Raw genomic sequence first — 21,281 nt, forward strand, 5'->3', positions numbered from 1 at the left:
AACCGGAAAAAATGAGCGGAACTACTCAGCGGCCGGTTCGAACTCGCCCGCTTCATGCAGATCGTGCCGGCGGCAGAAACCCTGACGATCGCTACCACCGCCTGGCTTCGCGATCTTGCTGCTAGCGGTGCCTCACTAGCTCACCGGCATGAACTCGACGACGAACGGCCCGAACACGTCCTCCGGCACCGATGTGGGGGTGGCGGGCCGTCCGTGCACCGCGGTGCGGACCTTGACCCGATCCGGCGGATCGGGGAAGTCGACCGTCGCCTCACCACCTGTGCACTCGACCGTGCGCTTCTCCGTCCGTTTCTCCGCCTTGCCAGGCGTGATGTCCTGCACCTCGATCTCGAACTCGTCGCTCGTCGTGCACCGGTACTTGAACCGGAGCGTGCTCACCGAGGCAGGAACGTCCCAGTCCGCGGACCAGGAGGTGTGCCGCCCCTGCACCTGGATGCCGTCCACCGCCGGTTCGGCCGCCAGCACGAACTGACGATCGAGCACGCCGCGGAGGTGGGCGAGTTCGGACTCGCTCAGCCGCGCTCCACCCACCGGGATCTTCGGTGGCGACTTCTGCGTCACCTCGTAGAACGGGCTGACGACGCCCTCGCGGTTGGTCAGCACCAGTTCCAGGTACGCCGAGGCGTTGAGCGGTGAGCCGTCCTCCTTCACCACAACGGCACTGGTCAGCCGCCCGGTCGCACAGACGGTCTCGTCGACGTCGATCCACCGCTGCCGCAGTCCTGTGCCCTTGTCCATCTCGGGATAGCGGTTCAGGTCCGCGTGTGTGGCGGAACTGATCCTGTCGCCGCGCCACACGGAGACCACCGTGAAGCCGGAACCGCGAAGCCCTTCCGCGAAGAAGGTGCACGCGGCCGCCAAATCAGCCGGGGCACCGGTGACGGGCACCTGGTAGACGGGCTCCTTGTCCCCGGCGTCCGCGCATTCAGCGAAACCCTGGCAGCCCTTGTCGAACCGCGCGGATGCCCGGTCCATCGCGCCGCCCGCGGGCACCGGTGCCTGCGCCAGGACGTCCTCAAGAGCCTTCCGCTGCTGGGCGATCTCGTTGTCACTGCGGCCGCAGGCGGTGCTGACCAGCACCAGGACCCACACCATCGCCAAACGCGCCCACATGTCCGTCCCCCGTTCGCAGCACGCACCCCCGCCGTGGATCTTGGCAGGGATGCGCGGCGCCCGCCGGGCGAACTCAGATCTTCGCCGCCGCCCTCCCCACGGCCTCGACCAGCCACCCGGCGTCCGCGGCCGTCATCACGGCCGGCGGCGTGAAGCTCACGGTCCGCCCGCGGAAGTCGGCGAGCACACGGGCACGCAGCAGCTCACTGGTGAACACGTCGGCGGCTCGCTGGTCGGGCAGTTCGACGCCGAGCAGCAGGCCTCGGCCGGACGCGTGGGCCTTGCCCGCCACGACGGCCCGCAGCCCGAACAGCAGTTCGTCGCCCAGCAGCCTGGCGCGCTCGACCAGGCCGTCGGCGGCTGTGACGTGCAGGCAGGCGTTGACGGCGGCGGACGCCAGCGGGGACACGGCCTCGGGGCCTCGCCACAGCGGCACTTCGACGGCGGACGAGGCCACCACTGCCGCGATCGGGAGCACGCCGCCGGAGAGGCCCTCGCCGACCAGCAGGATGTCCGGGGTCACGCCATCGATGTCACAGCCCCACCAGACACCGAGGCGGCCCAGGCCGGTGCGCGTTTCGTCGACGATCACGAGTGCGCCGTGCTCGCGGCAGACCTCAGCGATCGCGCGCAGGTAGCCGTCGGGAGGGAGGGACGCCCCGCGGACCGGTTCGACGAGCACGCAGGCCGGTGGTCCGGCGGCCAGGGTGGCGCGCAGCGAGTCGATGCCGCCGTACGGGACGTCGCCGGTGGTCAGCACTCGTGGACGACCGTTGGCGTGGGCCAGGGCCACCGCGAACTGGGCGGCTTCCGAGGCCGACGGGAACGTGTGGACGTGGTCGAGGCCGTTGGGCGTGACCAGGTCGAGCATCAGCCGGTCCAGCAGCGACGGCCGGCGCACCTGGCCGACCACGGCCTGCACCACGGCCGGGTGGGCGTGGCCGAGCAGAGGGGCTCCGTAACCACCGCAGTCCAGGTACTCGACGCGGTGGGGATCTACCACTCGGGCGCCTCGGGCGGCGCATCCGGTCAGCTGTTCGGTAGCCATGGCGGGGAACCTTTCCTGGGCAGCGCGGCCCGCGGCCGCTCGTCGGAGGGCGAGCGGACCTGGGTTCCCACTACTCATTCGGATTCCGCGCCACGTTGGTTCGCCCGAGGCATAGGCTTTTTCCCGTGCGGATCGAAATCACCGACCTCGACCAGCTGCGGGCAGAGCCTGACCTGCGCAAAGCCGTCATCATCGGGCTGGACCTGACCCGAGAGGACGTCCGGGTCCCGTTGGACGGGGCACTGCTGCTCGGCTGCGCCCTCAGCGAGACCATGCAGCGCAGGGCGGAGGCAGCCGGTGCGTTGATCTTCCCGGTGATCCCGGACGTGCCGTACGAGGTCTACCGGTCGTCGCTCTACACGCCCGCGGAGCTGTTCGGCGGCTTCGACCCGGCCGACCCGAAGTCGTACGCGGACACCCCGGACGCGGTGATCTACCGGCACAGCAGGCAGCAGGGCCACCACCCCGACCCGTTGCACGCGCTGGCCGAACGCCTGCACGACCACTCGATCACCGAGGCGCTCGATGAGACGCTGACGGGATCACCGGTGGCGGTCATGGGCGGTCACGCGCTGGCCCGCGGCTCGGACGGCTACCGCAACGCCGTCGAGCTCGGCGCGGCGCTCGGCAGGGCCGGGTTCACGGTCCTGACCGGCGGCGGACCGGGCGCGATGGAGGCAGTTCCGCTCGGCGTGCGGCTCGGCGAGGCCGACAAGGACGTCCTCGACGCGATCGCGCAGGCGCCGTCGTTCGGTCACGACGACGAGTCGATCGGCCGGTGGCTCGCGGCGTTCCCGGAGATCCCGTCCTTCGACAAGCCGCGCACGATCGGCATCCCGACCTGGTTCTACGGGCACGAGCCGCCCAACCCCGCGTGCGAACTGCACGCCAAGTACTTCGCGAACTCGGTGCGCGAGGAGGGCCTGCTGACCGTCGCAACGGGTGGCATCGTCTACACGCCGGGCAAGGCGGGCACGGTCCAGGAGGTCTTCCAGGACTTCACCCAGAACTACTACGGCAGCGTCGGCCCGGCCGCTCCGATGGTGTTCCTGGGCAAGGACTTCTGGACCGACGAGGTCCCGGCCGCGCCGCTCGTGCAGAAGCTCGCGGCGGGCCGGGAGGCCGAGCAGTGGATCCTCGTCACCGACGAGATCGACGAGGCGATCGAACTACTGGTGAAGTACCAGGCCTAGCTCACTGGAACGTCCAGCCGTCCCGCGCGCAGATGATGGGGCCGTTGTTGCTGCGGTCCCACTTGCACGGGAAGCCGTTCAGCGTGCTGTTCTCGTAGTAGTCCTTGTTGCACTGGCCCCACTTGCCCTTGCCGAGGCTGGTCATGCACCAGCCCTGGCGGTAGAGGCTGCCGTTGCGGATGTTCTGCCAGAGGACACCGGCAGAGGCACCGTCACTGCTGTCCTGGTCCTGCACCCACCAGTGGTCGCCACTCTTCTCGTAACAGATCTCCACGGCCGGCACGGAGTGGCATTCCAGCTGCGAGCGGGGCGGCAACGTGCCGGCGACCGCGAGCTGCACGCCGTCCGCGGCTGCGGAGAACTCCGACATCGGCTGCACCGACGTCGTCTCGGCCGACGCGGTGGCGGGCATCAGCGCGCCCATGACGGCCACAGCGGCCATCGAGAGAGCAAGCATGAGCTTGCGCATACGTGTTCCTCCCAGTTGTAAGGGTTTCCGCCTCGAACAAGGCGGACGTGAGTGGCTCAGCCGATCGAGCTGAGCGGAACGGCGAAGATCGCGCGCCGGTCGATGAACGTGCTGCCGTCCGGGGACCAGGCGTGTTCCGTGACGGTCCAGAGCCTTCCGGCGGTCTCGTTCGGACCGTGCTCGTGGTAGAGGTCCTCGCCGCCGATGGCCCAGCTCCTGGTGTTCGTGGAGCGACCGGCCGAACCGGCGTACATCCAGCTGTGGCTGCGGTTCGAGCTGCGGCCGAGGTAGTAGGTGCCCTTCCAGGTCTGGACGCCCTGGACGTTGCTGCGCGGCACCGTCACCACGTCGTGCGGGACGGCCTTGCCGTTGGTCAGCACGGGCAGCCGGGTCGAGGCGTCGACCTGATACCTGACGACGCGACCACCGTCGACGGCGGCGTCGGTGTCGCGGCCGTCGCGGTACTCGCCGACGACGAGCGTGTCCGGGGTTGTGCTGCGGTCCAGCGACAACGACGAGAAGCACAGCCGTGTGGCAGTGGGATCGCATGGCTGCGTGGACTGCACGGGCTGCCGATAGGTGGCGACCTGAGGCAGCACGTACTTGTAGCTGTGGGCGTAGTAGGTGTTGCCGCTCTTGCCGATGCTGTCCTGTGCGTCGGACACCTCGAGGATGCGTTCCACGTCGAACACCCGCAGGCCCACCTTGGTGTCGGCCACGTACAGGTAGTTGTTCAACCAGGCGATCCCACCGGCGTGGATCGCCACGGCGGTGTAGTCCGGGGTCGTCGTCCTCGTCGGCTCGACCAGCAGCACGTGCCGGTACTTGCGGTTCTTCATGTCGACGAACGAGATCCGCACGCCCTTGTTCGGCCCCGACTGGTCGTGGTGCCAGCTGACGAGCATCACCCGGTTGTCGCCCCAGAGGCCGTCCTCGTCCGCGTCGGCCGACCCGGTGACGCCCTGCGGGATCCAGTAGCTGACCTTGCTGTCGCCGGGGTCCCAGCAGAACCTGTCGCTGCTGTGCAGGATCTGCCCGGACGACAGCGGGTGGTCCGACCGGTCGTAGTTCTCCGGCAGCGACTTCTGCTGGGCGCTGTTGCACGACGAGAGATCGCGGTTGGCGTCACGCAGCACCGCGGCGACCGACGTCGTGGTGCCCACCGCGGTCTGCAGCCTGTCCGCGTAGGACTGCAGGCTCCAATCGGGCGTCAATGGAAAGGCACCCGTTGGGCGGCTGTGGATTAGGTCGTCCGCCGCCTCCTGAGCCTGGGCGGGCAACGCCGCGGCCACGGCACCCGTCAAAGCCACTAGAAGTGCTGTGCGCCGGCGTCTGGTCATCATCGCTCCTGCTCGCCGCTGAAGTCGTTGCGGTGACAGGTTTAGGGCGGGTGCGGTTGATCAGGCAGTGGCGCGGGCGCTGATCAATCAACTCGGATCAAATCGCGAGGTGCACGGGTGGGCAGACGAGAGCGGCCGATCGACCCCGAGACCGGCCCCGTCCAGCGGTTCGCGTGGGAGCTGCGGCAGCTGCGGGAGAAGGCCGGTTCACCGAACTACCGCACACTCGCCCAACGCGCGCACTACTCCGCCACCGCACTGTCCCAGGCCGCCGCCGGGGAGCAGCTGCCCTCGCTGTCCGTCGCGCTCGCGTACGTCCAGGCGTGCGACGGCGACGTGACCGAGTGGGAACAACGCTGGCGCGAGGCGGCCAAGGGTGAGGACGACTCACCCCCGTACCTCGGGCTGACGGCGTTCGGGATCGGGGACGCCGAACGGTTCTTCGGCCGCGAGGGCCTCGTCGACGAGCTCACCGCCCGCGTACGCCGGCAGCCGGTGGTCGGGGTGTTCGGACCGTCGGGGTCCGGCAAGTCGTCGCTGATCCACGCGGGCGTGCTGCCAGGGCTCACGGACTGGACGGTGCTCACCGCTACCCCGACGACCTGGCGCGGCGGCAAGGCCGACCTCGTCGTGATCGACCAGTTCGAGGAGTTGTTCACCCACTTCGACAGCCCTGTCGACCGCGAGGCGTTCGTCACCGCGCTGCTCGACGGCGACCACCGGCTGCTGCTGGCCGTGCGGGCCGACTTCCTCGGGCACTGTGCCTCGTTGCCCGCGCTGGTGGAGGCGTTGCGCGACGCCCAGGTGCTGGTCGGGCCGATGACCGACGAGGAGCTGCGGGCCGCCGTCGAACAACCGGCCGTGCACGCCGGGCTGAAGGTGCAGCCGGAGATGCTCGCCGCCGCGCTGGCCGACGTGCGTGGCCAGTCGGGCGCGCTGCCGTTGCTGTCGCACGCGTTGCTGGAAACCTGGCGAAGACGCGAACGCGGCCGGTTGACGTTAGACGGCTACCGGGAGAGCGGCGGGGTCGCGGGTGCCGTCGCCGCGACTGCGGAAACCACCTACGCCGAGCTGTCCGGTCGTGGCCAGACGGTCGCTCGCGCGGTGCTGCTGCGGCTCGTCCAGACCCACGACGACGTGAACGACCTGCGTCGCCGCGCCCGGCTCGACGAGGTGCTGGCAGCGGGCAGACCGGCGGACACCGCCCATGTCGTGAACGTCCTCGCGAACGCACGGCTGATCGTCGTCGCGGACGGCGTTGTCGAACTCGCGCACGAAGCGCTCGTACGCGCGTGGCCCCGGTTGCGGCAGTGGGTCGACGACGACCGGGAGTCGTTGCGGCTGCACCACGACTTCACCACTGCCGCGACGGCGTGGCAGTCGACCGGTCGCGATCCCGGCGCGCTCTACCGGGGCGCGCGCCTCGCCGCGATGCGCGAGCTGGCCGGCCGGATCGAGTGGCCGACCTCGTCCAACGAGCTGGAGCGCGAGTTCCTGCAGGCGGCGGTGGACGAGGAGAGCGCGTCCCGGCAGGCAGCGGACCGGCAGTCCCGCCGGTTGCGCACCTTGGTGAAGGCGCTGGCCGCGTTGACCGTGGCGTGTCTGGCGGTGACGTCGGTGGCCGTCGTGCAGAGCAACACCGCCCAACGGGAGCAGCAGGTCGCCACGTCACGCCAGATCGCCGTGCAGGCACAGGATCTGAGCGCGTCGTGGCCGGATGCCGCCGCGCAGCTCGCCGTGAACGCCTACCGCACGTCGGCGACCGCCGAAGCCCGCGGGGCGTTGCTCAGCACAGCCGCCTACAAGCCCGCGCGGTCGGTGCTGAAGGACCATCGCGGACCGGTTCGCGCGATCGCGTTCAGTGCCGACAGCTCGTTGCTCGCCACTGCGGGCGATGACCATTCAGTGCTGCTGCGGTCTCCTTCGTCTGGTGCGTCTCCAGCAGTTCTGACGCAGCACAACGGCACCGTGCGCGCGCTCGCGTTCATGCCCGGCGGCACCGCACTCGTGTCTGCGGGCGACGACCGGCGAATCGTCGTGTGGGACACGAGAACACGACTGCCGTTGCGGACTGTCTCTCTCGAAGCCGAGGTACGGGTACTGGTGCTCGCGGCGAACGGGTCGACCGCCGCCGTCGCCACCTCCGACGGCCAGATCTCCTTGTGGCGCACGGATGACTGGACCCGGACGGGCACGGTCGCGCACGACCTGGGAGAGGTGCACGCACTGTCGTTGAACGGATCCGTGCTCGCCGCCGGTGGCGCGAAAGGCACGCTGGTCGTGGAGAACGACGTCACACGCACGTTCACCGATCACGACGCAGCGGTCCGCACGGTCGCATTGAGCCCCGACGGCCATGTGCTCGCCTCTGGTGGAGACGACCATCAGGTGGTGCTGCGGGTACTGGCGACCGGCAAGACGTCCGGACTGCGCCGACACGTCGACACCGTGCACTCGGTCCAGTTCGACGCGACCGGCGCCAAGCTCGTGTCGGCCAGCGAAGACGGCAGCATCCGCTGGTGGACGGTGCCCGACGGCGGCTGGCTGACCGGGTTGATCACCCGCACGCACCCGTTCTACGTGGCGGCGCTCAGCCCGGACGGCAACTGGTTCGCGGCGGGCGGCGACGAGAGCGTGAGCCTCTGGAACCGGCCGCTGCCACCCCTGACCGGGCACACCAGTCCGCCGGACGGCATCGCGCTCTCCCCGGACGGTTCGGTGCTGGCCACCGGCGGGCGCGACCGGATGATCCTGTTGTGGAACCGCGCGGGCGAGCAGATCGGGCGCATCGACGTCCCCGCGCCCGTGACGTCGCTGGCGTTCCGGAACGCGGACGAGATCGTGGTCGCGGACGTGCGCGGCGTGCTCTCGACGTGGCGGACCGACGGCCAGGTCGTGCGCACGTGGCAAGGACATCGCGGCGAGATCAAAAGTCTGGTCGTGTCCGGCGACCGCGCGGTGACCGGTGGCGTGGACGCCGCCGTCGTGGTGTGGGACCTCAGCTCCGCCGAACCTGGTCGTCCGCTGCCCTCCGGCCACTCGGGTCCGGTGAACACCGTGGCGTTCCTCGGCGACGTGGTGGCCTCCGGTGGAGCCGACGGCCGAGTGCTGCGGTGGTCGGGCGAGCGGGTCGAGGCCGTCCGGGAGTCCGGTCCCGCGGTGAAGTCGATCGCCGCCGTCCCGGGCTCCGACCTGCTGGTGGTGGGAGACGCCGGCGGCGAAGTGGCTTTGTGGGGACGCAACGGCAAGGCGCGCACACTCGTCACGGGCCGAGGTGCTGTCGGGGCGGTCACCGCCAGCCGTGACGGCACCACCGTGGCGGCGGCCGCGAACGACAGCCTGATCACCTTGTGGCAGGTCGCCGACGGTGCCCAGGTCGCGACGTTGACGGGGCACACCGGCCCGGTCAACGCCGTGCTGTTCGACGCCGACGGCGACCTCACGTCGTCCGGCCCGGACCCGCGGGTGATCAGGTGGGACCTCGATCCGGACCAGGTGATCTCCCGGCTGTGCGCCTCCGGCTGCTAGCGAGCCAGGCCTTCGAGGATCTCGGCGCCCGGCAGCTTCATCAGCACGTCGCCGGGGATGAGGATCTTGCTGCCGCGGATGCCGCTGCCCACCACGAGCTCGGGGGCGGCGGCCACCTCCGGCGACACCAGGATCGGCCAGTCCGCGGGCACACCGATGGGCGTGATGCCGCCGTACTCCATGCCGGTCAACGCGACGGCCTCGTCCATCGGCGCGAAGGACGCCTTGCGCGCGTCGAGCCGTTTGCGGATGACGCCGTTCACGTCCGCACGCATGGTCGCGAGCACCATGCACGCCGCATAACGGATCTCGCCGCCGCGCTTGCCGGCGACGACCACGCAGTTCGCCGACGCTTCGAGGGGCGAGCCGTAGTGCGCGCAGAACTCGGCGGTGTCCGCCAGAGAACCGTCGATCTCGGCGACGGCGACGCGGTCGGCGGCGTCCAGGTTCTTCAACGCGGCCGCGACCGGCTCCGGCACGAGGTCGAGGCGGGAAAGCACAGATACGGGGTCCAACGACCCAGCGATGGTCCACACCCCACCCATCCTGCCAGCCCGCCACCCCGCCCCTCCTGGCTTGAGCGCACGCGGGGCCCCCGCGTACCGCTGGTGAGTACGCGGGGCTCCCGCGTAACCCTGAAAAGTCGCGTTGACTTTGACGCTGCGTCAACCTTTACGGTCTGAACAGAGCGCGAAGGGGGAACCGAAATGGCCTGGTCGATCGCCCAGGTGGCCCGGATGTCGCAGGTGACGTCCAGGACGCTGCGGCACTACGACTCGATCGGGCTGCTGCCACCGGCCTGGATCGGTGACAACGGCTACCGCTACTACGAGAAGGAGCAGGTCCACCGCCTGCAGCAGATCCTGCTGCTGCGCGACCTGGGTCTGGGCCTCGACGTGGTGGCCGAGGTGCTGAACGGCACGGACCAGCTCACGGTCCTGCGCAACCACCACCGGTGGCTGCAGGACGAACGACGCAGGCTGGACCGGCTCGCCACCACCGTCGCGCGCACGATCGAAGAACTGGAAGGAGGGGACGAGGTGAAGATGGAAGAACTGTTCGACGGCTTCGACGCCGCCAAGCAGAAGGAGTACGAGGCGCAGCTGGTCGACCGCTTCGGCGACGGTGTGAAGGAGCACATCGCCAGCAGCAAGAAGCGCTGGCAGGGTGCCACGAAGGCCGACGCCGACAGGTTCCTGCAGGAGTGGCAGGACATCGTCACGCGGGCGACGGAGCTGTTCACCGCGAACACGCCGGTGGACGCCCCCGAGACGCAGGAGCTCATCGACCGGCACCACCGGTGGATCTGCCTCAGCTGGACGCCCAACCGGGAGTCCTACTCGGGACTCGCGGACCTGTACCTCGAGGACGAGTTCAAGTCGCAGTTGGACGCCCACGCCGAAGGCACTGCTGAGTGGACCAACGCAGCGATGAAGCACTACGCGCAGACGCGTCTCTAAGAGCTGAACGGGGGCTGCAGACCCCGGTCAGTCAAGTCCGAAAGCCTTCAGCGCCTCGCGGTTGAACGCCGGCAGGTCGTCGGGATTGCGCGACGTCACGAGCGTCCACCCGTTCATGTCACACACGCGAACCTCTTCATCAGCCCAGTCGCCGCCCGCGTTGCGGATGTCGGTCTGCAGGCTCGGGAACGAGGTCAGCATCTTGCCGCGCACCACGGCGGCCTCGACCAGCAACCACGGCCCGTGGCAGATCGACGCGATCGGCTTGCCCGCCGCCACCAGGGCCTTCACCAGCTCGACGGCGTCGGCGTCCATCCGCAGGAAGTCGGCGTTCGCCACGCCACCGGGGATCACGGCACCGTCGTAGTCGTTCACATCAGCGTCGGCGTAGGTGGTGTCGACCGGGAACGTGTCGGCAGGCGTCAGGTGGTTGAAGCCGCGGACCTCACCGAGCTTCGGTGCGAGCAGGCGCGGCACCCCGCCGGCCTTCTCGACGTGCGCCCACGGGTCGGTGAGCTCGACCTGCTCGATGCCCTCCGTGTCGACCAGGAATGCGATCTTCTTCTGTTCGGCCATGCACTTCGGCTACCCGCCGAAGAAGTCGACCAATCTGTGCCGGATCTCCGCGCGGTGCGTGATCATCGGTGAGGACGAGTCGATCAGCCACAGCTCGCCGCCGGGGAACGCCGCGGCCGTCGCCTTCGCCACGTCCTCGGGGTGCAGCGGGTCGCCCACGGCCCCGATGACCAGCACGGGGATCTGCACGTCCGACAACAGCGAGGCGTCCGCGACGGCCACCTGGCCCGGCAGCTGCTCGGCGGCGGCCTCCAGGCGGGTCAGGGCGGCCCGGCGTTCGGCGACGTAGATCGGCGGTCCGACGGTCAGGTCGGAGAGCTGCTGGAGGGTGAACGGCGTCCGCGGCTGGTCGAGCACGGCCGGGAGCAGCAGCGCCACCCGTTGAAAACGATCTGGTTCGAGCGACAGCAGCCGGACGAGCGCTCCGGCGCCCAGCGACACGCCAACGGCCTGATCAGCGGAAACGGTCGCCAGATCGGCCGCGATCCGGCCGTAGTCCCAATAACCGGGAGGCGCGTCCGGGGCGTCACCATGCGATGGCAGCGTCACGACCACACGGGTGCCCGGCAGCCCGGAGGCGGGGATCCGCGCCTCGCCCGGCGTCGCGCCGAGGCCGTGCGCGACCAGCGTCACCGGCGAACCGGAGCCGTAGGAGTGCGTGATCACCAACGGGGGCCGCGCTGGACCTCGATCAGCTTCGGCCGCACGTCCACCATGTAGACGAGCACCGCGACGAGCCCGGCCAGCCAGAAGATCGAACCGACGCCGCCAGGCGAGAACAGCAGCATCGCGGCCAGCCCACCTCCGGTGATGCCGAGCCACGCGGGCTTGGTCATGCGCTCAGCCGCTGTGTACGCGTCCACCCGCTGACGCAGCGCGTGGAAGAACGCGAACAGCGCGACGACCGTGAACACCAGGTCGGCGAGCAGGTACGCGATCCTGTCGAGGTACCAGAAGCTCCAGTCGGGTGGCAGGTCGAAGAACAACACCCACCCAGACTACGTGGACACGTGCGAAGAGGGGAGCGTGCCGGGCGGCACGCTCCCCTCTGAAGGAGACTTCAGCGACTCACTTGGTGGTGTTCGTCGTGGTGGTCTTCTTGGCCGCGGTGGTGCTGCGGGTGGTCGTCGCCGGCTTGCGCGGCGCGGTGCGGTTCGCGGCCTTGCGGGTCGTGCTGCGGACCTCGTGCGCGGCCTCGCCACCGACCTCGACGATCTCCTCGGCCAGCTTCTCGGCGCCTTCCTCGACCTCGTGGGCGACCTTCTCGCCGACCGAACGGGTGCGGCGGGTCACCTTGCCGAGCACGTCGTCCGCGAGGACGCGGGCGTCGGCGGCGGCGGACTCGGCGCGCTTCTGCGCGACCTCGACGGCGTGCTCGACCTGCTCGACGGCCTGCTTGACCTGCGGCTGGGCCTTGATCTGCTCCAGCGTCTGCTCGCCCTGCTCGGCGAGGTAGGTGTACAGGTTCACCGCGGAGGCGGTGTAGGCGTCGACCAGCTTCTTGAGCTCGGCCGGCTGCAGCTTCTCGCGCAGGTCCTTGAGCTCGGTGGGGATGTCGGAAGCCTGGGTGCGGGCCTCTTCAGCACGCTCCTTGGCCTTGGAAAGGGCCTCGACGACCGCCTTGGCGGCGAGGTCACCGGCGCCGAGGGCGGCGAGCAGCGCCTGACGCGCGGCGTGCGCGCCCTGCTCGGCGGCCTTGCGGACGTCGTCCTGGGTGAGCTTCGGCATGGAGATCACTCCTCCTTGTTCTTGGCGGCGTTCTCCCGCCTGAAAGATTCGTAGACGTCGAGCAGCACCTGCTTCTGCCGCTCGGTCAGATCGGTCGCGGCGACGATGGCGTCCGCCAACGCACCGCCTTCGCGCTGCTGGAGGATCCCGGCCTCGACGTAGAGCACCTCGGCCGAGATGCGCAGGCCCTTGGCGATCTGCTGAAGGATCTCCGCGGACGGCTTGCGCAGTCCTCGCTCGATCTGGCTGAGGTATGGGTTGGAGACACCAGCTTGCTTCGCCAACTCGCGCAAGGAGATCTTCGCGCTGTTGCGTTGTTCGCGGATGTACTCACCGATGTTGCGGCCGAGGTCCGCGACTGCTTTGTCGATGGACTTGTCCACTGTTCCCGCTCCCGTTCCTCGTGCCACCAACAACGTTAGACCCGAGTGCTAACTATTGCAAGCACCCTGCTAGCAACAGCTGCGTGTGCTCCGCCACAGCGATACCGTTGCAGGTGACATGGACGACCCCGGAGCCTTGCGCGCCGAGCTGGCGGACCACCTGCTCGGCGATGGCGTGCTGCGCGATTCCAAGTGGCTCAAGGCTTTCCGTGCGGTTCCACGCCACGAGTTCCTGCCGCGCTTCTACCGCCAGCTGCACGACGGCGACTGGGAACAGGTCACCGCGAAGCACCCGGACTGGCTGGAACTCGTCTACGCCGACCGGGTGTGGGTTACCCAGTTCGACGGCGACGACACGGTGACCGGCGGCACACCGACGTGCTCGTCCAGCATGCCCACGATCATGGCGATCATGCTGGAGGCCCTGGACGTCCACAGAGGACAGAAGATCCTCGAGGTGGGCACCGGCACCGGCTACAACGCGGCTCTGCTGTGCCACGCGGTGGGTTCGGGCAACGTGACGACGATCGACGTCGACCCGCACATCTCCCGGCGAGCGCGCGAACACCTGCACGCCAACGGTTTCTTCCCCACCTGCATCACGGGCGACGGCGCACTCGGCCATCCGGACCGGGCACCGTACGACCGCTTGCTCGCCACCTGCTCCGTCGCGACGGTCCCGCCCGCCTGGCTGGAGCAGACCAGCCCCGGCGGTCTGGTCGTCACGACGTTGCACCGGCCCATCGGCGCGGGGCTCGTCCAGATCACGTCCAACGGCGACGGCACCGGCGAGGGACGCGTGCTCATCGAGGACGGCCGCTTCATGCCGTTGCGCGCGCACGCCCACCCGCCCGCGCTCGCCGGCGAGGGCCCGTTCGACCGGCGCACCACCAAGCTCCCGCTCGACACCGTGGTCGACCCGACCAGCCCGTTCGAGTTCTTCGCGGGCATCGCGCTGCCGGGCGTCGTCGCCGGTCGCGACTGGCTGGCGCACGCGGACGGGTCGTGGGTGCACCACCGCGGCTCGCACGTCGACCAGGGCGGCCCGCGCAGGTTGTGGGACGTCGTGGAAGAGGCCGTCGGCGAGTGGCACGATCTGGGCAAACCGCGCAGACACCACTTCGGGATCACGATCGGGCCCGACGGCCAGTTCCTGACTCTGGGCGAGCACAGGTGGCGTCTGTGATCCTGAACGAACGTGACGACACGGGTCACTGAATCGACCCCGGGCGGATGCGGTGCGTCATGATGCGACGCATGTCCAAGTTCCGCCAGCAGGCACTGCTGGCCGGTTGCGTGCTGACCGCGTTGCTCACCGCGGCCGGTCTGTTCGTGACCGACCACGGCATCAACCCGCACGTGTGGCTGATCGTGCTCGCACTGGCGTTCCTGGGCCTGCTCGCCGTGCTCGATCCGTGGGTCAAGCGCAGGCACAACGCGGAGCTGAGCAGCGACGAGCACCTCGACGCCGCGTGCCGGGCGCTCGCCGTCGGCCTGCAGGCGCAGTGGAACGAGGAGGTCCGGTCCCGCGGGCTCACCGACCCGGACGTGCTCGACCTGCACTGGACGGCCCCGGAACTGGACGTGAGCGACGAGCCGGACGCCCCGCCGGGACGCAGCGACGCGGTGGTGGGCGCGTTCACCCGGCAGATCAACCGCAGGATGGTGGTCCTCGGCGAGGCGGGCACCGGCAAGACGACGGTCGCGATGCTGCTGACGTGCGGCCTGCTGGACCGCTACGACGGCGGCATGGTGCCGGTCCTGCTGCCGCTGTCGACGTGGAACCCGGCGGTCGAGGACATCCGCACGTGGCTCACCCGTCGGCTGTACGAGGACCATCCGGCGTTGCGCAACACCGAGCTGTACGGCAGCTACGCCGGTGACCTGCTGGTCGAACAGCACCTCGTGCTGCCCGTGCTGGACGGCCTCGACGACATCCCCGGCCACCAGCGCGCGGACGCGCTGACGCGGATCACCAAGGCGTTCGGCAACCGCCCGCTGGTGCTGACCTGCCGCACGGCCGAGTACGAGCAGACCGTCCACCTGGTGGGCCCGCTGCCCGGCGCCGACGTCGTCGAACTGGCCCCGCTCGACCTGGACGAGGTCGCCGGCTACCTGCGGGCGAGCGCGGACAGCGTGGGCGCGGCGCGGTGGGAGCCGGTGTTCATCCACCTGCGCGAGGAGCCGGACGGAAGGCTCGCCGACGCGCTCTCCACCCCGCTCACGATGTGGCTCGCCAGCATGGTCTACGCGGACAACGAGGCCGAGCCGACCGAACTGCTCGACCGCGGCCGCTTCCCCGACGCGCGGGCGATCTCCGACCACCTCTGCGACGAGCTGGTGTCACGCGCGTTCGGCAACAGGGCGTTCGCGCACCACGCCGGAGCCACGCAGGTCTGGCCGCGGGACAGGGCCCGCCGCTTCCTCGAGTTCCTCGCCCACGAGATGCGCGACCGCGGCATCCGCGAGCTGGCCTGGTGGGAGCTGCGGCGGTCGGTCGGCAGCACCTGGCTCGCGCTGCTGGGCGCTTTGGTGCTCGGCGCGATCGGCGGGTTCGGCGTCGGCTGGCTGATGGCGTACTCGATCACGCCGTCGCTCGCGCCGATCACCGGTCTGGTCGCGGGCATCGCGGTCGGCGCGGCCGCGCTGACCGCGTCGCAGGAGCGCAAGATCAAGCCGCGCCTGGGGATCTGGCGCAGCCTCCTGCTCGTCCCCGGCGTGCTCGGCCTCGCCGCGGGGCTCGTCTTCGGTGCGCTGTACGGGCTTTCCGCCGGGCTCGTGGTCGGACTCGGGTGCGCCGTGGCGGTCGCGCTGCGGTTCGCGTTGTCGAGCTCCGCCGAGCTCCAGCAGGCTTCCAGTCCTCAGTGGACGATGGCGCGCGACCGGATCGCCGTGTGGACCGGATCTCTGGTGCTGGCGGTGGTCTTCGGCTCGGCGGCGGCACTGGTGTTCGGTCCCGGCCAGACCGGCATGGTCGGGCTGGGACTCGCGTCCGGGCTGATGCTCGGGTTCGCGCTCGCCGTGCTGCACCTGCGCTGGTGGTGGTTCACCGTCGCGCGGATCTGGTTGGCGTTGCGCGGAAAGCTGCCCTGGGAGCTGATGGTCTTCCTGGAGGACGCGCGCAAGCTCGGCGTGCTCTGCCGGGCGGGAGCCTGCTACCAGTTCCGGCACGGACTGGTGCAGGACCGCCTGGCAGAGCACGAGGTGACTACTCGGTCCGCAGGCCAAGTGCTCCGGTCGCCCTTCTCAGCGAAGGCAACGTCAGAGCAGTGACCGCGAAGGTCAGGCCCACCACGATCCCGGTGATGAGCCCGATCCCCGCCCAGTCGAACGCGACCTCCGCTCCGAACACCCGGATCACCAGCGCCCCCAGCCCGATGCCGGTGGCCAGCGACACCACCGTGGAGATCGCGAGCGGCAGGGCGTTCTGCCAGAGCAACGAGCGGGCCAGCGTGCCGCGCGGCACCCCGCTCGCGGCCATCACGGCGAGCGGGCGGCGGCGTTCCCGCACCTGCTCCAGCGCCACGACCAGCAGTGACGCGGCGGCGACGAGCAACGTGAGCAGCGAACCGGTCAGCAGCGCGCGGCGGACCACGCCGAACACCCGTTCCGCCTCGTTCCCGTCGTACGGGCCGCTGGGAGAGTAGGTGTACGTCTGCCAGGTGTAGCCCGCGATGGCGTTGCGCGCGTGCTCGACCGCATCCGGCACCGAGGAGTCGAGCACGGCGAGGAACTCCGAGTTGGACGACACCAGGCCACGTGCGGCGGCCGGAGTGACGAACAGGTCGGCGGTCCCGCTGCCGGCGTCGACCACCTCCAGCGGGGGCACGGTCCACTTCGCGTCCGAGCGCCGGAACGTCACGACGTCACCGGGCTGAGCGGCCGGCCGCCCGGTGGACTCGCGCACGGCGTAGACCTCGCCGTCCCTGCAGTCGGGGATGGACGCCTGCTTGGTCAACGCCGCGCAGGGGCCGATGTTGAGGCCCACCCAACCACCAGTGCCCACCTGTCCCCAGGCCGCCTCGACCCGGTGCAGAGCGGTCACGGCCCTGCTCTTCTCCAGCGCCGCGGCGATTCCATCCGCGTCGGAGCCTTCCTTCGCGGTGACGGTGAGGTAGTTGAAGGAGGACTGCTTCTTCTCCCTCGTCTGCACCTCCCCCTCGACGCCGGCCAGGACCATCTGCAACGTCACGGTGCCCGCGAGCACGACCGCGACCCCGCCGACGACGCGAGCCGCCGTGCCGCTGTCGAGCTGCAACCGCCGCACCGCGAGCTGCAACGCCGGAGTGCGCCCCTTCACCAGGAACACGACCCGCTCCACCAGCCACGGCAGGAGCACCGGGATGCCGAGCATCAGCAGCACGATGCCGCCCACGACGGGCCACTCGTCGGGCTTCTCCGTGCGGGTGAACGTGCCGATCTGGCTGACGAGCAGCGCGACCCCGATCGCCACCGGCACGAGCCGCCACCACAGGCGGCGGCGGACCGGCTTCTGGTCCCGCACCACGCCCAGCGGTTCGATGATCGTGCGGCGCATCGCCACCAGCGAGGTGACCACCGCGAGCACCGGCACGGCGACGATCACGGTGAGCGTCAGCACCGGCGTCGGCATGACCTCGTCCGGGAAGGCCGACAGCTCGGCGATGGAGATCCGGTCGACGAACGGCCGGACCGCGAAGAAGATCCCGAACCCGACCACGAGCCCGGCCAGCGCACCGGCCAGCGACTCACCGGAAGCGATCAGCCGCACCCGGCTCGCGGCCGCGCCGACCAGCCGCAACGCCGCGAGTCTGCGGTCGCGCTGAGCCGCGGCGAGCCTCGTGGCGACGCCGACGAACACCGCTACCGGGAACAGCAGCACGACCAGGCCGACGACACTGAGCAGCCACAGCATCGGATCCAGCCCGCCGCGCCGGTGCGGGACTCCCCAGCCGTAGACGCCGGCGCTGGTGTCCTTGATCTTCGTGTCGCCGGCGTAGAACTGGAGCTCGCTCGGGTTCTCGAGGCCGGCCTGGCCGATGGTGCCGACAACCTTCTGCGGGAAGCGCGGCCTGAGCAGCTCGCCGCGCGGTTCGGCGAGCAGCCGGGCGAGCGCGGGCGACACGAAGATCTCGCCGTCACCCGGCAGCCGGTCGACGCCCGGCGGTACGGGCGCGTCCGGCGTCCGCGGGTTGAGGTAGTAGCCGCCGATGTAGTCGACGCGGAACGCGAGGAAGTCGTCTTCCACCAGCAACGGCGCCGGTCCGCTGCCCTCGGTCACCATCTCCCGGCCGGCCACGCGGTCGCTCCGCCCGTCCAGCACGTTCGGCAGCGACGCGGCGAACAGCAGCAACGCGACGCCGAGGCCGATGCCGACGCCCTGGAGCGCGAGCCTCACCCAGGACTTCCGGCTGCCCCCGACAGCCAGCCGGACGCCCAGGGTGAGGTCGCCCAGAACAGATGGACGCAGCGTGCGGTTCACCGTGCGAACTCCACGTCACGCGAACGCCCGTCGCGCACCACGACCTCGCGGTCGGAGTAGGCGGCGACGCGTGGTTCGTGCGTGACGAGCACGACGGCGGCGCCTGTTTCCCGTGCCGCGGTCGTGAGCAGGTGCATGACGCGTTCGCCGTTGAGCGAGTCGAGCGCGCCGGTCGGTTCGTCGGCGAAGATCACCTTCGGGCCCGTGACCAGTGCGCGGGCGACCGCGACGCGCTGGCCCTGGCCTCCGGAGGTCTCACCGGGGCGCTGGTCGGCGACGGCGTCGACCTCCAGCCTGGCCATCCAGTCCTTCGCCGCCCGTTCGGCGTCCTTGCGCTTCATGCCGCTCAACCGCAGGGGCAGCGCGACGTTCTCCAGGCACGTCAGCTCCGGCACGAGCTGGCCGAACTGGAAGACGAACCCGAACTCGGTGCGCCGCAGCTCGCTGCGCTCACCGTCGTTCATCGAGGTCAGCTCGCGGTCGCTGCCAGAATGATCGCGATAGTGCACCGTGCCGCTGTCCGGCGGCAGGATGCCGGCGAGGCAGTGCAGCAGGGTGGACTTGCCCGACCCCGACGGCCCCATCACCGCCACGACCTCGCCCTCGCGGATCGTGATGCCAGCGCCGTCGAGCGCGTGCGTCCTGCCGAACGACTTGGTCAGGCCCTCGGCCCTCAACAGGCTCATCGCGCGACCTCCGCGGCCAGCTGGTCGAGCCGCGCGGCGGTCAGTTCGAGCCACCGCAGGTCGGCTTCGAGGTGGAACAGGGCGAAGTCGCAGATGAGCTGGTCGGCGAGGTCGCCGTCGGCCTTGCGCCTGGTCAGCTCGCGCATCGTGGTGAGGTGCGCCGCGCGTTGCGCGTCGAGCACCTCCGTGGCGCTGCGGCCGGACAGCAGGGCCAGCACCACCTTGGCATAGAGCGTGTTCTGCAGGTACGGCTCAGGCTTCTCCGGAGTGCTCAGCCAGCGCTCGACGTCGGTGACGCCGGCGTCCGTGATCGCGTACCGCTTGCGCTCCGGACCGTCGCCCGCCTCGACGCCCGCCTCGGTCACGAAGCCGTTCTTCAGCAGCCTCGACAACGTCGAGTACACCTGGCCGTAGTGCAACGGGCGGTCCTGACCAAAGCGCTCGTCGTAGGCGCGTTTCAGGTCGTATCCGTGCCTTGGACCGCCTTCTAGCAGGCCCAACAGTGCGTGTCCGATCGACATGGGAGGCACTATACACACGATGTATACACCGAGTGCATTCCCCGGATGCCCTGACGGGCAACCGCCGTGGCGCCTACAGTGGTGGGGTGACTGGTCTGACTGTCGGCTGGGATCACGACGTCGAGCTGCTGCTCGACTTCCTGAACACTCGACACGTACTGGACAGTGAAGCCTCCTGGCGCGCCTGGGTGACCGAACGCGGCCTCGGGCGGAGCAGTGAAATCGCACAGGCGCGCGCCGCGCGGGCGGCGCTGCGGTCGTCCATCGAAGGGTCGTCAGGCCCTCAGACCGCGGCGGGTGTCGTCCACGTCGAGCTGACCGACGGCGTCCCGGTGCTGTCGAGCTCGGACGCGCTGGGCGCGGTGCTGGCCGCCTCCGCGCGCCTAGCGGTGCTGGGGTCCTGGGAGCGCTTCAAGATCTGTCCTGCCGACGACTGCCTGCGGGCGTTCTTCGACCGTTCGCGCAACCGCTCGCGCACGTGGTGCTCGATGCAGGTGTGTGGCAACCGCGAGAAGGCACGCACGTTCCGAAAACGAACGCGCGCTCAGAACAGCGCGTTGGCCACGGTGTAGATCACCAGACCGGCCAGCGCGCCGACCACGGTGCCGTTGATCCGGATGAACTGCAGGTCCCTGCCGACCTGCAGCTCGATCTTGCGCGAGGTCTCCTCGGCGTCCCAGCGCTCGACCGTGTCCGTGATCAGGGTGGTGATCTCCGCGCGGTAGTTGCTGACGACGTACCCGGCGGCCTGCTCCAGCCAGCCGTCGACCTTGGCGCGCAGCTCGGGGTCGTCGGTGAGGTTCGTGCCGAGCGTGATCAGCCCCTGCGTGACGCGCCGGCGCAGCTCGCTGGACGGGTCCTCGGCGGCGTCGATGAGCATCTTCTTCGCCGTGCCCCACGCGCTGTTGATGAGCTTCTGCACGTCCGGGTGGTTGATGACCTGCTGCTTGACCTGCTCGGCGCGCTGCATGGTCGACGGGTCGTTCTGCATGTCCGTGGAGAACTCGAGCAGGAAGTGGTCCACGGCGAGCCGCATCGGGTGGTTGACGTCGGTCTTCACGGCCCAGGCGAAGTTGACCAGCTCGGTGTAGACCTTGTCGCCGAGCAGCGAGTCGACGAACTTGGGCGACCACGTGGGCGCGCGGTCGGTGACGATCAGGCTGACCTTGTCGTAGTTGTCCCGCACCCACTCGTAGGCGCGGTCGCACATGAGGTCGACGAGCTTGTGGTGAGCGCCGTCGGTCAGCACCTGGTTGAGCAGCTTGCCGAGCGGCGGCCCCCAGGGCTGAGCCGTGACGCGCTTGACGATCGCGTGCTCGACGACGGCCTGGACCTCTTCGTCCCTGAGCACGGTGATCGCGCCCTTGATGACGTTGGCGAGCTCGTTGGTGACCCGCTCGGCGTTGTCCGGCTGCTTGATCCACGCACCGGCCCGCTCGGCGATGCCCGCTCGTCTGAGCTTGTCCTGCACGACCTCGGGGCTGAGGAAGTTGACGCCCACGAAGTCGCCGAGCGTCTTGCCGAACATGTTCTTGCGGGTGGGGATGATCGCGGTGTGCGGGATCGGCAGTCCCAGCGGCCGCCGGAACAGGGCGGTGACGGCGAACCAGTCGGCGAGCGCGCCGACCATGCCGGCCTCCGCGGCGGCCCGCACGTACCCGACCCAGGCGCCCTCGAACGCGTGCGTGCCGAAGAAGATGACCGTGGCGCCGACGAGGAAGCTCGTGGCGACGACCTTCATCTTGCGCAGGTCG

General features: G+C 69.9%; 20 protein-coding genes. 6 read left to right on the forward strand and 14 right to left on the reverse strand.

Annotated features, from left to right (window positions below; translation table 11 throughout):
- Positions 1 to 135: 135 nt before the first annotated feature.
- A complete protein-coding gene (locus AOM45_RS46005; RefSeq protein ID WP_156094401.1) occupies positions 136 to 1,134 on the reverse strand; it encodes a hypothetical protein in 999 nt (332 codons plus the stop codon).
- A 73-nt stretch (positions 1,135 to 1,207) separates the two neighbouring features.
- Complete coding sequence (locus AOM45_RS46010) at positions 1,208 to 2,182, reverse strand: aminotransferase class III-fold pyridoxal phosphate-dependent enzyme (RefSeq protein ID WP_162185764.1); 975 nt, start codon at positions 2,180 to 2,182, stop codon at positions 1,208 to 1,210.
- Positions 2,183 to 2,307: 125 nt separating this feature from the next.
- On the opposite strand from AOM45_RS46010, the gene AOM45_RS46015 reads away from it, so the two are divergent.
- Entirely contained in the window at positions 2,308 to 3,375 is a 1,068-nt protein-coding gene (locus AOM45_RS46015; protein ID WP_030473138.1) for an LOG family protein, read from the forward strand.
- A 1-nt stretch (position 3,376) separates the two neighbouring features.
- On the opposite strand, the gene AOM45_RS46020 is transcribed toward AOM45_RS46015, so the two are convergent.
- Both AOM45_RS46020 and AOM45_RS46025 read right to left on the reverse strand, forming a co-directional pair.
- Complete coding sequence (locus AOM45_RS46020; protein ID WP_030473139.1) at positions 3,377 to 3,844, reverse strand: hypothetical protein; 468 nt, start codon at positions 3,842 to 3,844, stop codon at positions 3,377 to 3,379.
- A 56-nt stretch (positions 3,845 to 3,900) separates the two neighbouring features.
- Complete coding sequence (locus AOM45_RS46025) at positions 3,901 to 5,184, reverse strand: hypothetical protein (protein ID WP_156094403.1); 1,284 nt, start codon at positions 5,182 to 5,184, stop codon at positions 3,901 to 3,903.
- A gap of 117 nt (positions 5,185 to 5,301) precedes the next feature.
- On the opposite strand from AOM45_RS46025, the gene AOM45_RS46030 reads away from it, so the two are divergent.
- Positions 5,302 to 8,712 (forward strand): nSTAND1 domain-containing NTPase, encoded by a 3,411-nt coding sequence (locus AOM45_RS46030; RefSeq protein WP_030473141.1) that lies wholly within the window; start codon positions 5,302 to 5,304, stop codon positions 8,710 to 8,712.
- Here AOM45_RS46030 and AOM45_RS46035 read toward each other — a convergent pair.
- The gene (locus AOM45_RS46035) at positions 8,709 to 9,257 is read right to left on the reverse strand and encodes a YbaK/EbsC family protein (protein WP_030473142.1); all 549 of its coding nucleotides are present in this window, start codon (positions 9,255 to 9,257) and stop codon (positions 8,709 to 8,711) included. The genes AOM45_RS46030 and AOM45_RS46035 overlap by 4 nt on opposite strands.
- A 162-nt stretch (positions 9,258 to 9,419) precedes the next feature.
- Here AOM45_RS46035 and AOM45_RS46040 point away from each other — a divergent pair, with 162 nt between their 5' ends.
- Complete coding sequence (locus tag AOM45_RS46040; RefSeq protein ID WP_030473143.1) at positions 9,420 to 10,172, forward strand: MerR family transcriptional regulator; 753 nt, start codon at positions 9,420 to 9,422, stop codon at positions 10,170 to 10,172.
- Between the two features lie 27 nt (positions 10,173 to 10,199).
- On the opposite strand, the gene AOM45_RS46045 is transcribed toward AOM45_RS46040, so the two are convergent.
- From AOM45_RS46045 to AOM45_RS46065, 5 genes are all read right to left on the reverse strand, one after another.
- The gene (locus AOM45_RS46045) at positions 10,200 to 10,748 is read right to left on the reverse strand and encodes a type 1 glutamine amidotransferase domain-containing protein (protein ID WP_030473144.1); all 549 of its coding nucleotides are present in this window, start codon (positions 10,746 to 10,748) and stop codon (positions 10,200 to 10,202) included.
- A gap of 9 nt (positions 10,749 to 10,757) precedes the next feature.
- Entirely contained in the window at positions 10,758 to 11,414 is a 657-nt protein-coding gene (locus AOM45_RS46050; protein ID WP_174517975.1) for an alpha/beta fold hydrolase, read from the reverse strand.
- Entirely contained in the window at positions 11,411 to 11,686 is a 276-nt protein-coding gene (locus tag AOM45_RS46055) for a DUF2516 family protein (RefSeq protein WP_156094408.1), read from the reverse strand. The genes AOM45_RS46050 and AOM45_RS46055 overlap by 4 nt, the downstream gene beginning before the upstream one ends.
- A gap of 130 nt (positions 11,687 to 11,816) precedes the next feature.
- Positions 11,817 to 12,476, reverse strand: coding sequence for a RelA/SpoT AH/RIS domain-containing protein (locus AOM45_RS46060; RefSeq protein WP_030473147.1), 660 nt, complete (start codon positions 12,474 to 12,476; stop codon positions 11,817 to 11,819).
- A 5-nt stretch (positions 12,477 to 12,481) separates the two neighbouring features.
- Entirely contained in the window at positions 12,482 to 12,859 is a 378-nt protein-coding gene (locus AOM45_RS46065) for a helix-turn-helix domain-containing protein (RefSeq protein ID WP_112275143.1), read from the reverse strand.
- Between the two features lie 118 nt (positions 12,860 to 12,977).
- On the opposite strand from AOM45_RS46065, the gene AOM45_RS46070 reads away from it, so the two are divergent.
- Both AOM45_RS46070 and AOM45_RS46075 read left to right on the forward strand, forming a co-directional pair.
- Positions 12,978 to 14,045 (forward strand): methyltransferase domain-containing protein, encoded by a 1,068-nt coding sequence (locus AOM45_RS46070; RefSeq protein WP_030473149.1) that lies wholly within the window; start codon positions 12,978 to 12,980, stop codon positions 14,043 to 14,045.
- 71 nt (positions 14,046 to 14,116) lie between these two features.
- A complete protein-coding gene (locus AOM45_RS46075) occupies positions 14,117 to 16,132 on the forward strand; it encodes an NACHT domain-containing protein (RefSeq protein ID WP_236704078.1) in 2,016 nt (671 codons plus the stop codon).
- On the opposite strand, the gene AOM45_RS46080 is transcribed toward AOM45_RS46075, so the two are convergent.
- The 3 genes from AOM45_RS46080 to AOM45_RS46090 are packed head-to-tail and all read right to left on the reverse strand — an operon-like array spanning position 16,068 to position 19,527.
- A complete protein-coding gene (locus AOM45_RS46080; RefSeq protein WP_051784674.1) occupies positions 16,068 to 18,320 on the reverse strand; it encodes an FtsX-like permease family protein in 2,253 nt (750 codons plus the stop codon). The genes AOM45_RS46075 and AOM45_RS46080 overlap by 65 nt on opposite strands.
- Positions 18,317 to 19,006, reverse strand: a complete 690-nt coding sequence (locus AOM45_RS46085) for an ABC transporter ATP-binding protein (RefSeq protein WP_030473152.1) — start codon at positions 19,004 to 19,006, stop codon at positions 18,317 to 18,319. The genes AOM45_RS46080 and AOM45_RS46085 overlap by 4 nt, the downstream gene beginning before the upstream one ends.
- Positions 19,003 to 19,527: a PadR family transcriptional regulator gene (locus AOM45_RS46090; RefSeq protein ID WP_030473153.1), complete on the reverse strand. Its 525-nt coding sequence runs from the start codon at positions 19,525 to 19,527 to the stop codon at positions 19,003 to 19,005. The genes AOM45_RS46085 and AOM45_RS46090 overlap by 4 nt, the downstream gene beginning before the upstream one ends.
- Before the next feature lie 86 nt (positions 19,528 to 19,613).
- Here AOM45_RS46090 and AOM45_RS46095 point away from each other — a divergent pair, with 86 nt between their 5' ends.
- On the forward strand, positions 19,614 to 20,099 hold the full coding sequence (locus AOM45_RS46095; protein ID WP_236704079.1) for a CGNR zinc finger domain-containing protein: 486 nt from the start codon (positions 19,614 to 19,616) through the stop codon (positions 20,097 to 20,099).
- Here AOM45_RS46095 and AOM45_RS46100 read toward each other — a convergent pair.
- The gene (locus AOM45_RS46100) at positions 20,072 to 21,268 is read right to left on the reverse strand and encodes a DUF445 domain-containing protein (protein ID WP_081902740.1); all 1,197 of its coding nucleotides are present in this window, start codon (positions 21,266 to 21,268) and stop codon (positions 20,072 to 20,074) included. The two genes, AOM45_RS46095 and AOM45_RS46100, sit on opposite strands and share 28 nt — an antisense overlap.
- Between the last annotated feature and the right edge of the window lie 13 nt (positions 21,269 to 21,281).

Source organism: Lentzea aerocolonigenes, assembly GCF_000974445.1.
GTDB lineage: Bacteria > Actinomycetota > Actinomycetes > Mycobacteriales > Pseudonocardiaceae > Lentzea > Lentzea aerocolonigenes.

Excerpts from the sequence above, each read along its gene's own strand:
- AOM45_RS46005 (WP_156094401.1), bottom strand. The coding sequence starts at position 1,134 with ATGTGGGCGCGTTTGGCGATGGTGTGGGTCCTGGTGCTGGTCAGCACC.
- AOM45_RS46010 (WP_162185764.1), bottom strand. The coding sequence starts at position 2,182 with ATGGCTACCGAACAGCTGACCGGATGCGCCGCCCGAGGCGCCCGAGTG.
- AOM45_RS46020 (WP_030473139.1), bottom strand. The coding sequence starts at position 3,844 with ATGCGCAAGCTCATGCTTGCTCTCTCGATGGCCGCTGTGGCCGTCATG.
- AOM45_RS46025 (WP_156094403.1), bottom strand. The coding sequence starts at position 5,184 with ATGACCAGACGCCGGCGCACAGCACTTCTAGTGGCTTTGACGGGTGCC.
- AOM45_RS46035 (WP_030473142.1), bottom strand. The coding sequence starts at position 9,257 with ATGGGTGGGGTGTGGACCATCGCTGGGTCGTTGGACCCCGTATCTGTG.
- AOM45_RS46040 (WP_030473143.1), top strand. The coding sequence starts at position 9,420 with ATGGCCTGGTCGATCGCCCAGGTGGCCCGGATGTCGCAGGTGACGTCC.
- AOM45_RS46045 (WP_030473144.1), bottom strand. The coding sequence starts at position 10,748 with ATGGCCGAACAGAAGAAGATCGCATTCCTGGTCGACACGGAGGGCATC.
- AOM45_RS46060 (WP_030473147.1), bottom strand. The coding sequence starts at position 12,476 with ATGCCGAAGCTCACCCAGGACGACGTCCGCAAGGCCGCCGAGCAGGGC.
- AOM45_RS46070 (WP_030473149.1), top strand. The coding sequence starts at position 12,978 with ATGGACGACCCCGGAGCCTTGCGCGCCGAGCTGGCGGACCACCTGCTC.
- AOM45_RS46075 (WP_236704078.1), top strand. The coding sequence starts at position 14,117 with ATGTCCAAGTTCCGCCAGCAGGCACTGCTGGCCGGTTGCGTGCTGACC.
- AOM45_RS46085 (WP_030473152.1), bottom strand. The coding sequence starts at position 19,006 with ATGAGCCTGTTGAGGGCCGAGGGCCTGACCAAGTCGTTCGGCAGGACG.
- AOM45_RS46090 (WP_030473153.1), bottom strand. The coding sequence starts at position 19,527 with ATGTCGATCGGACACGCACTGTTGGGCCTGCTAGAAGGCGGTCCAAGG.
- AOM45_RS46100 (WP_081902740.1), bottom strand. The coding sequence starts at position 21,268 with ATGAAGGTCGTCGCCACGAGCTTCCTCGTCGGCGCCACGGTCATCTTC.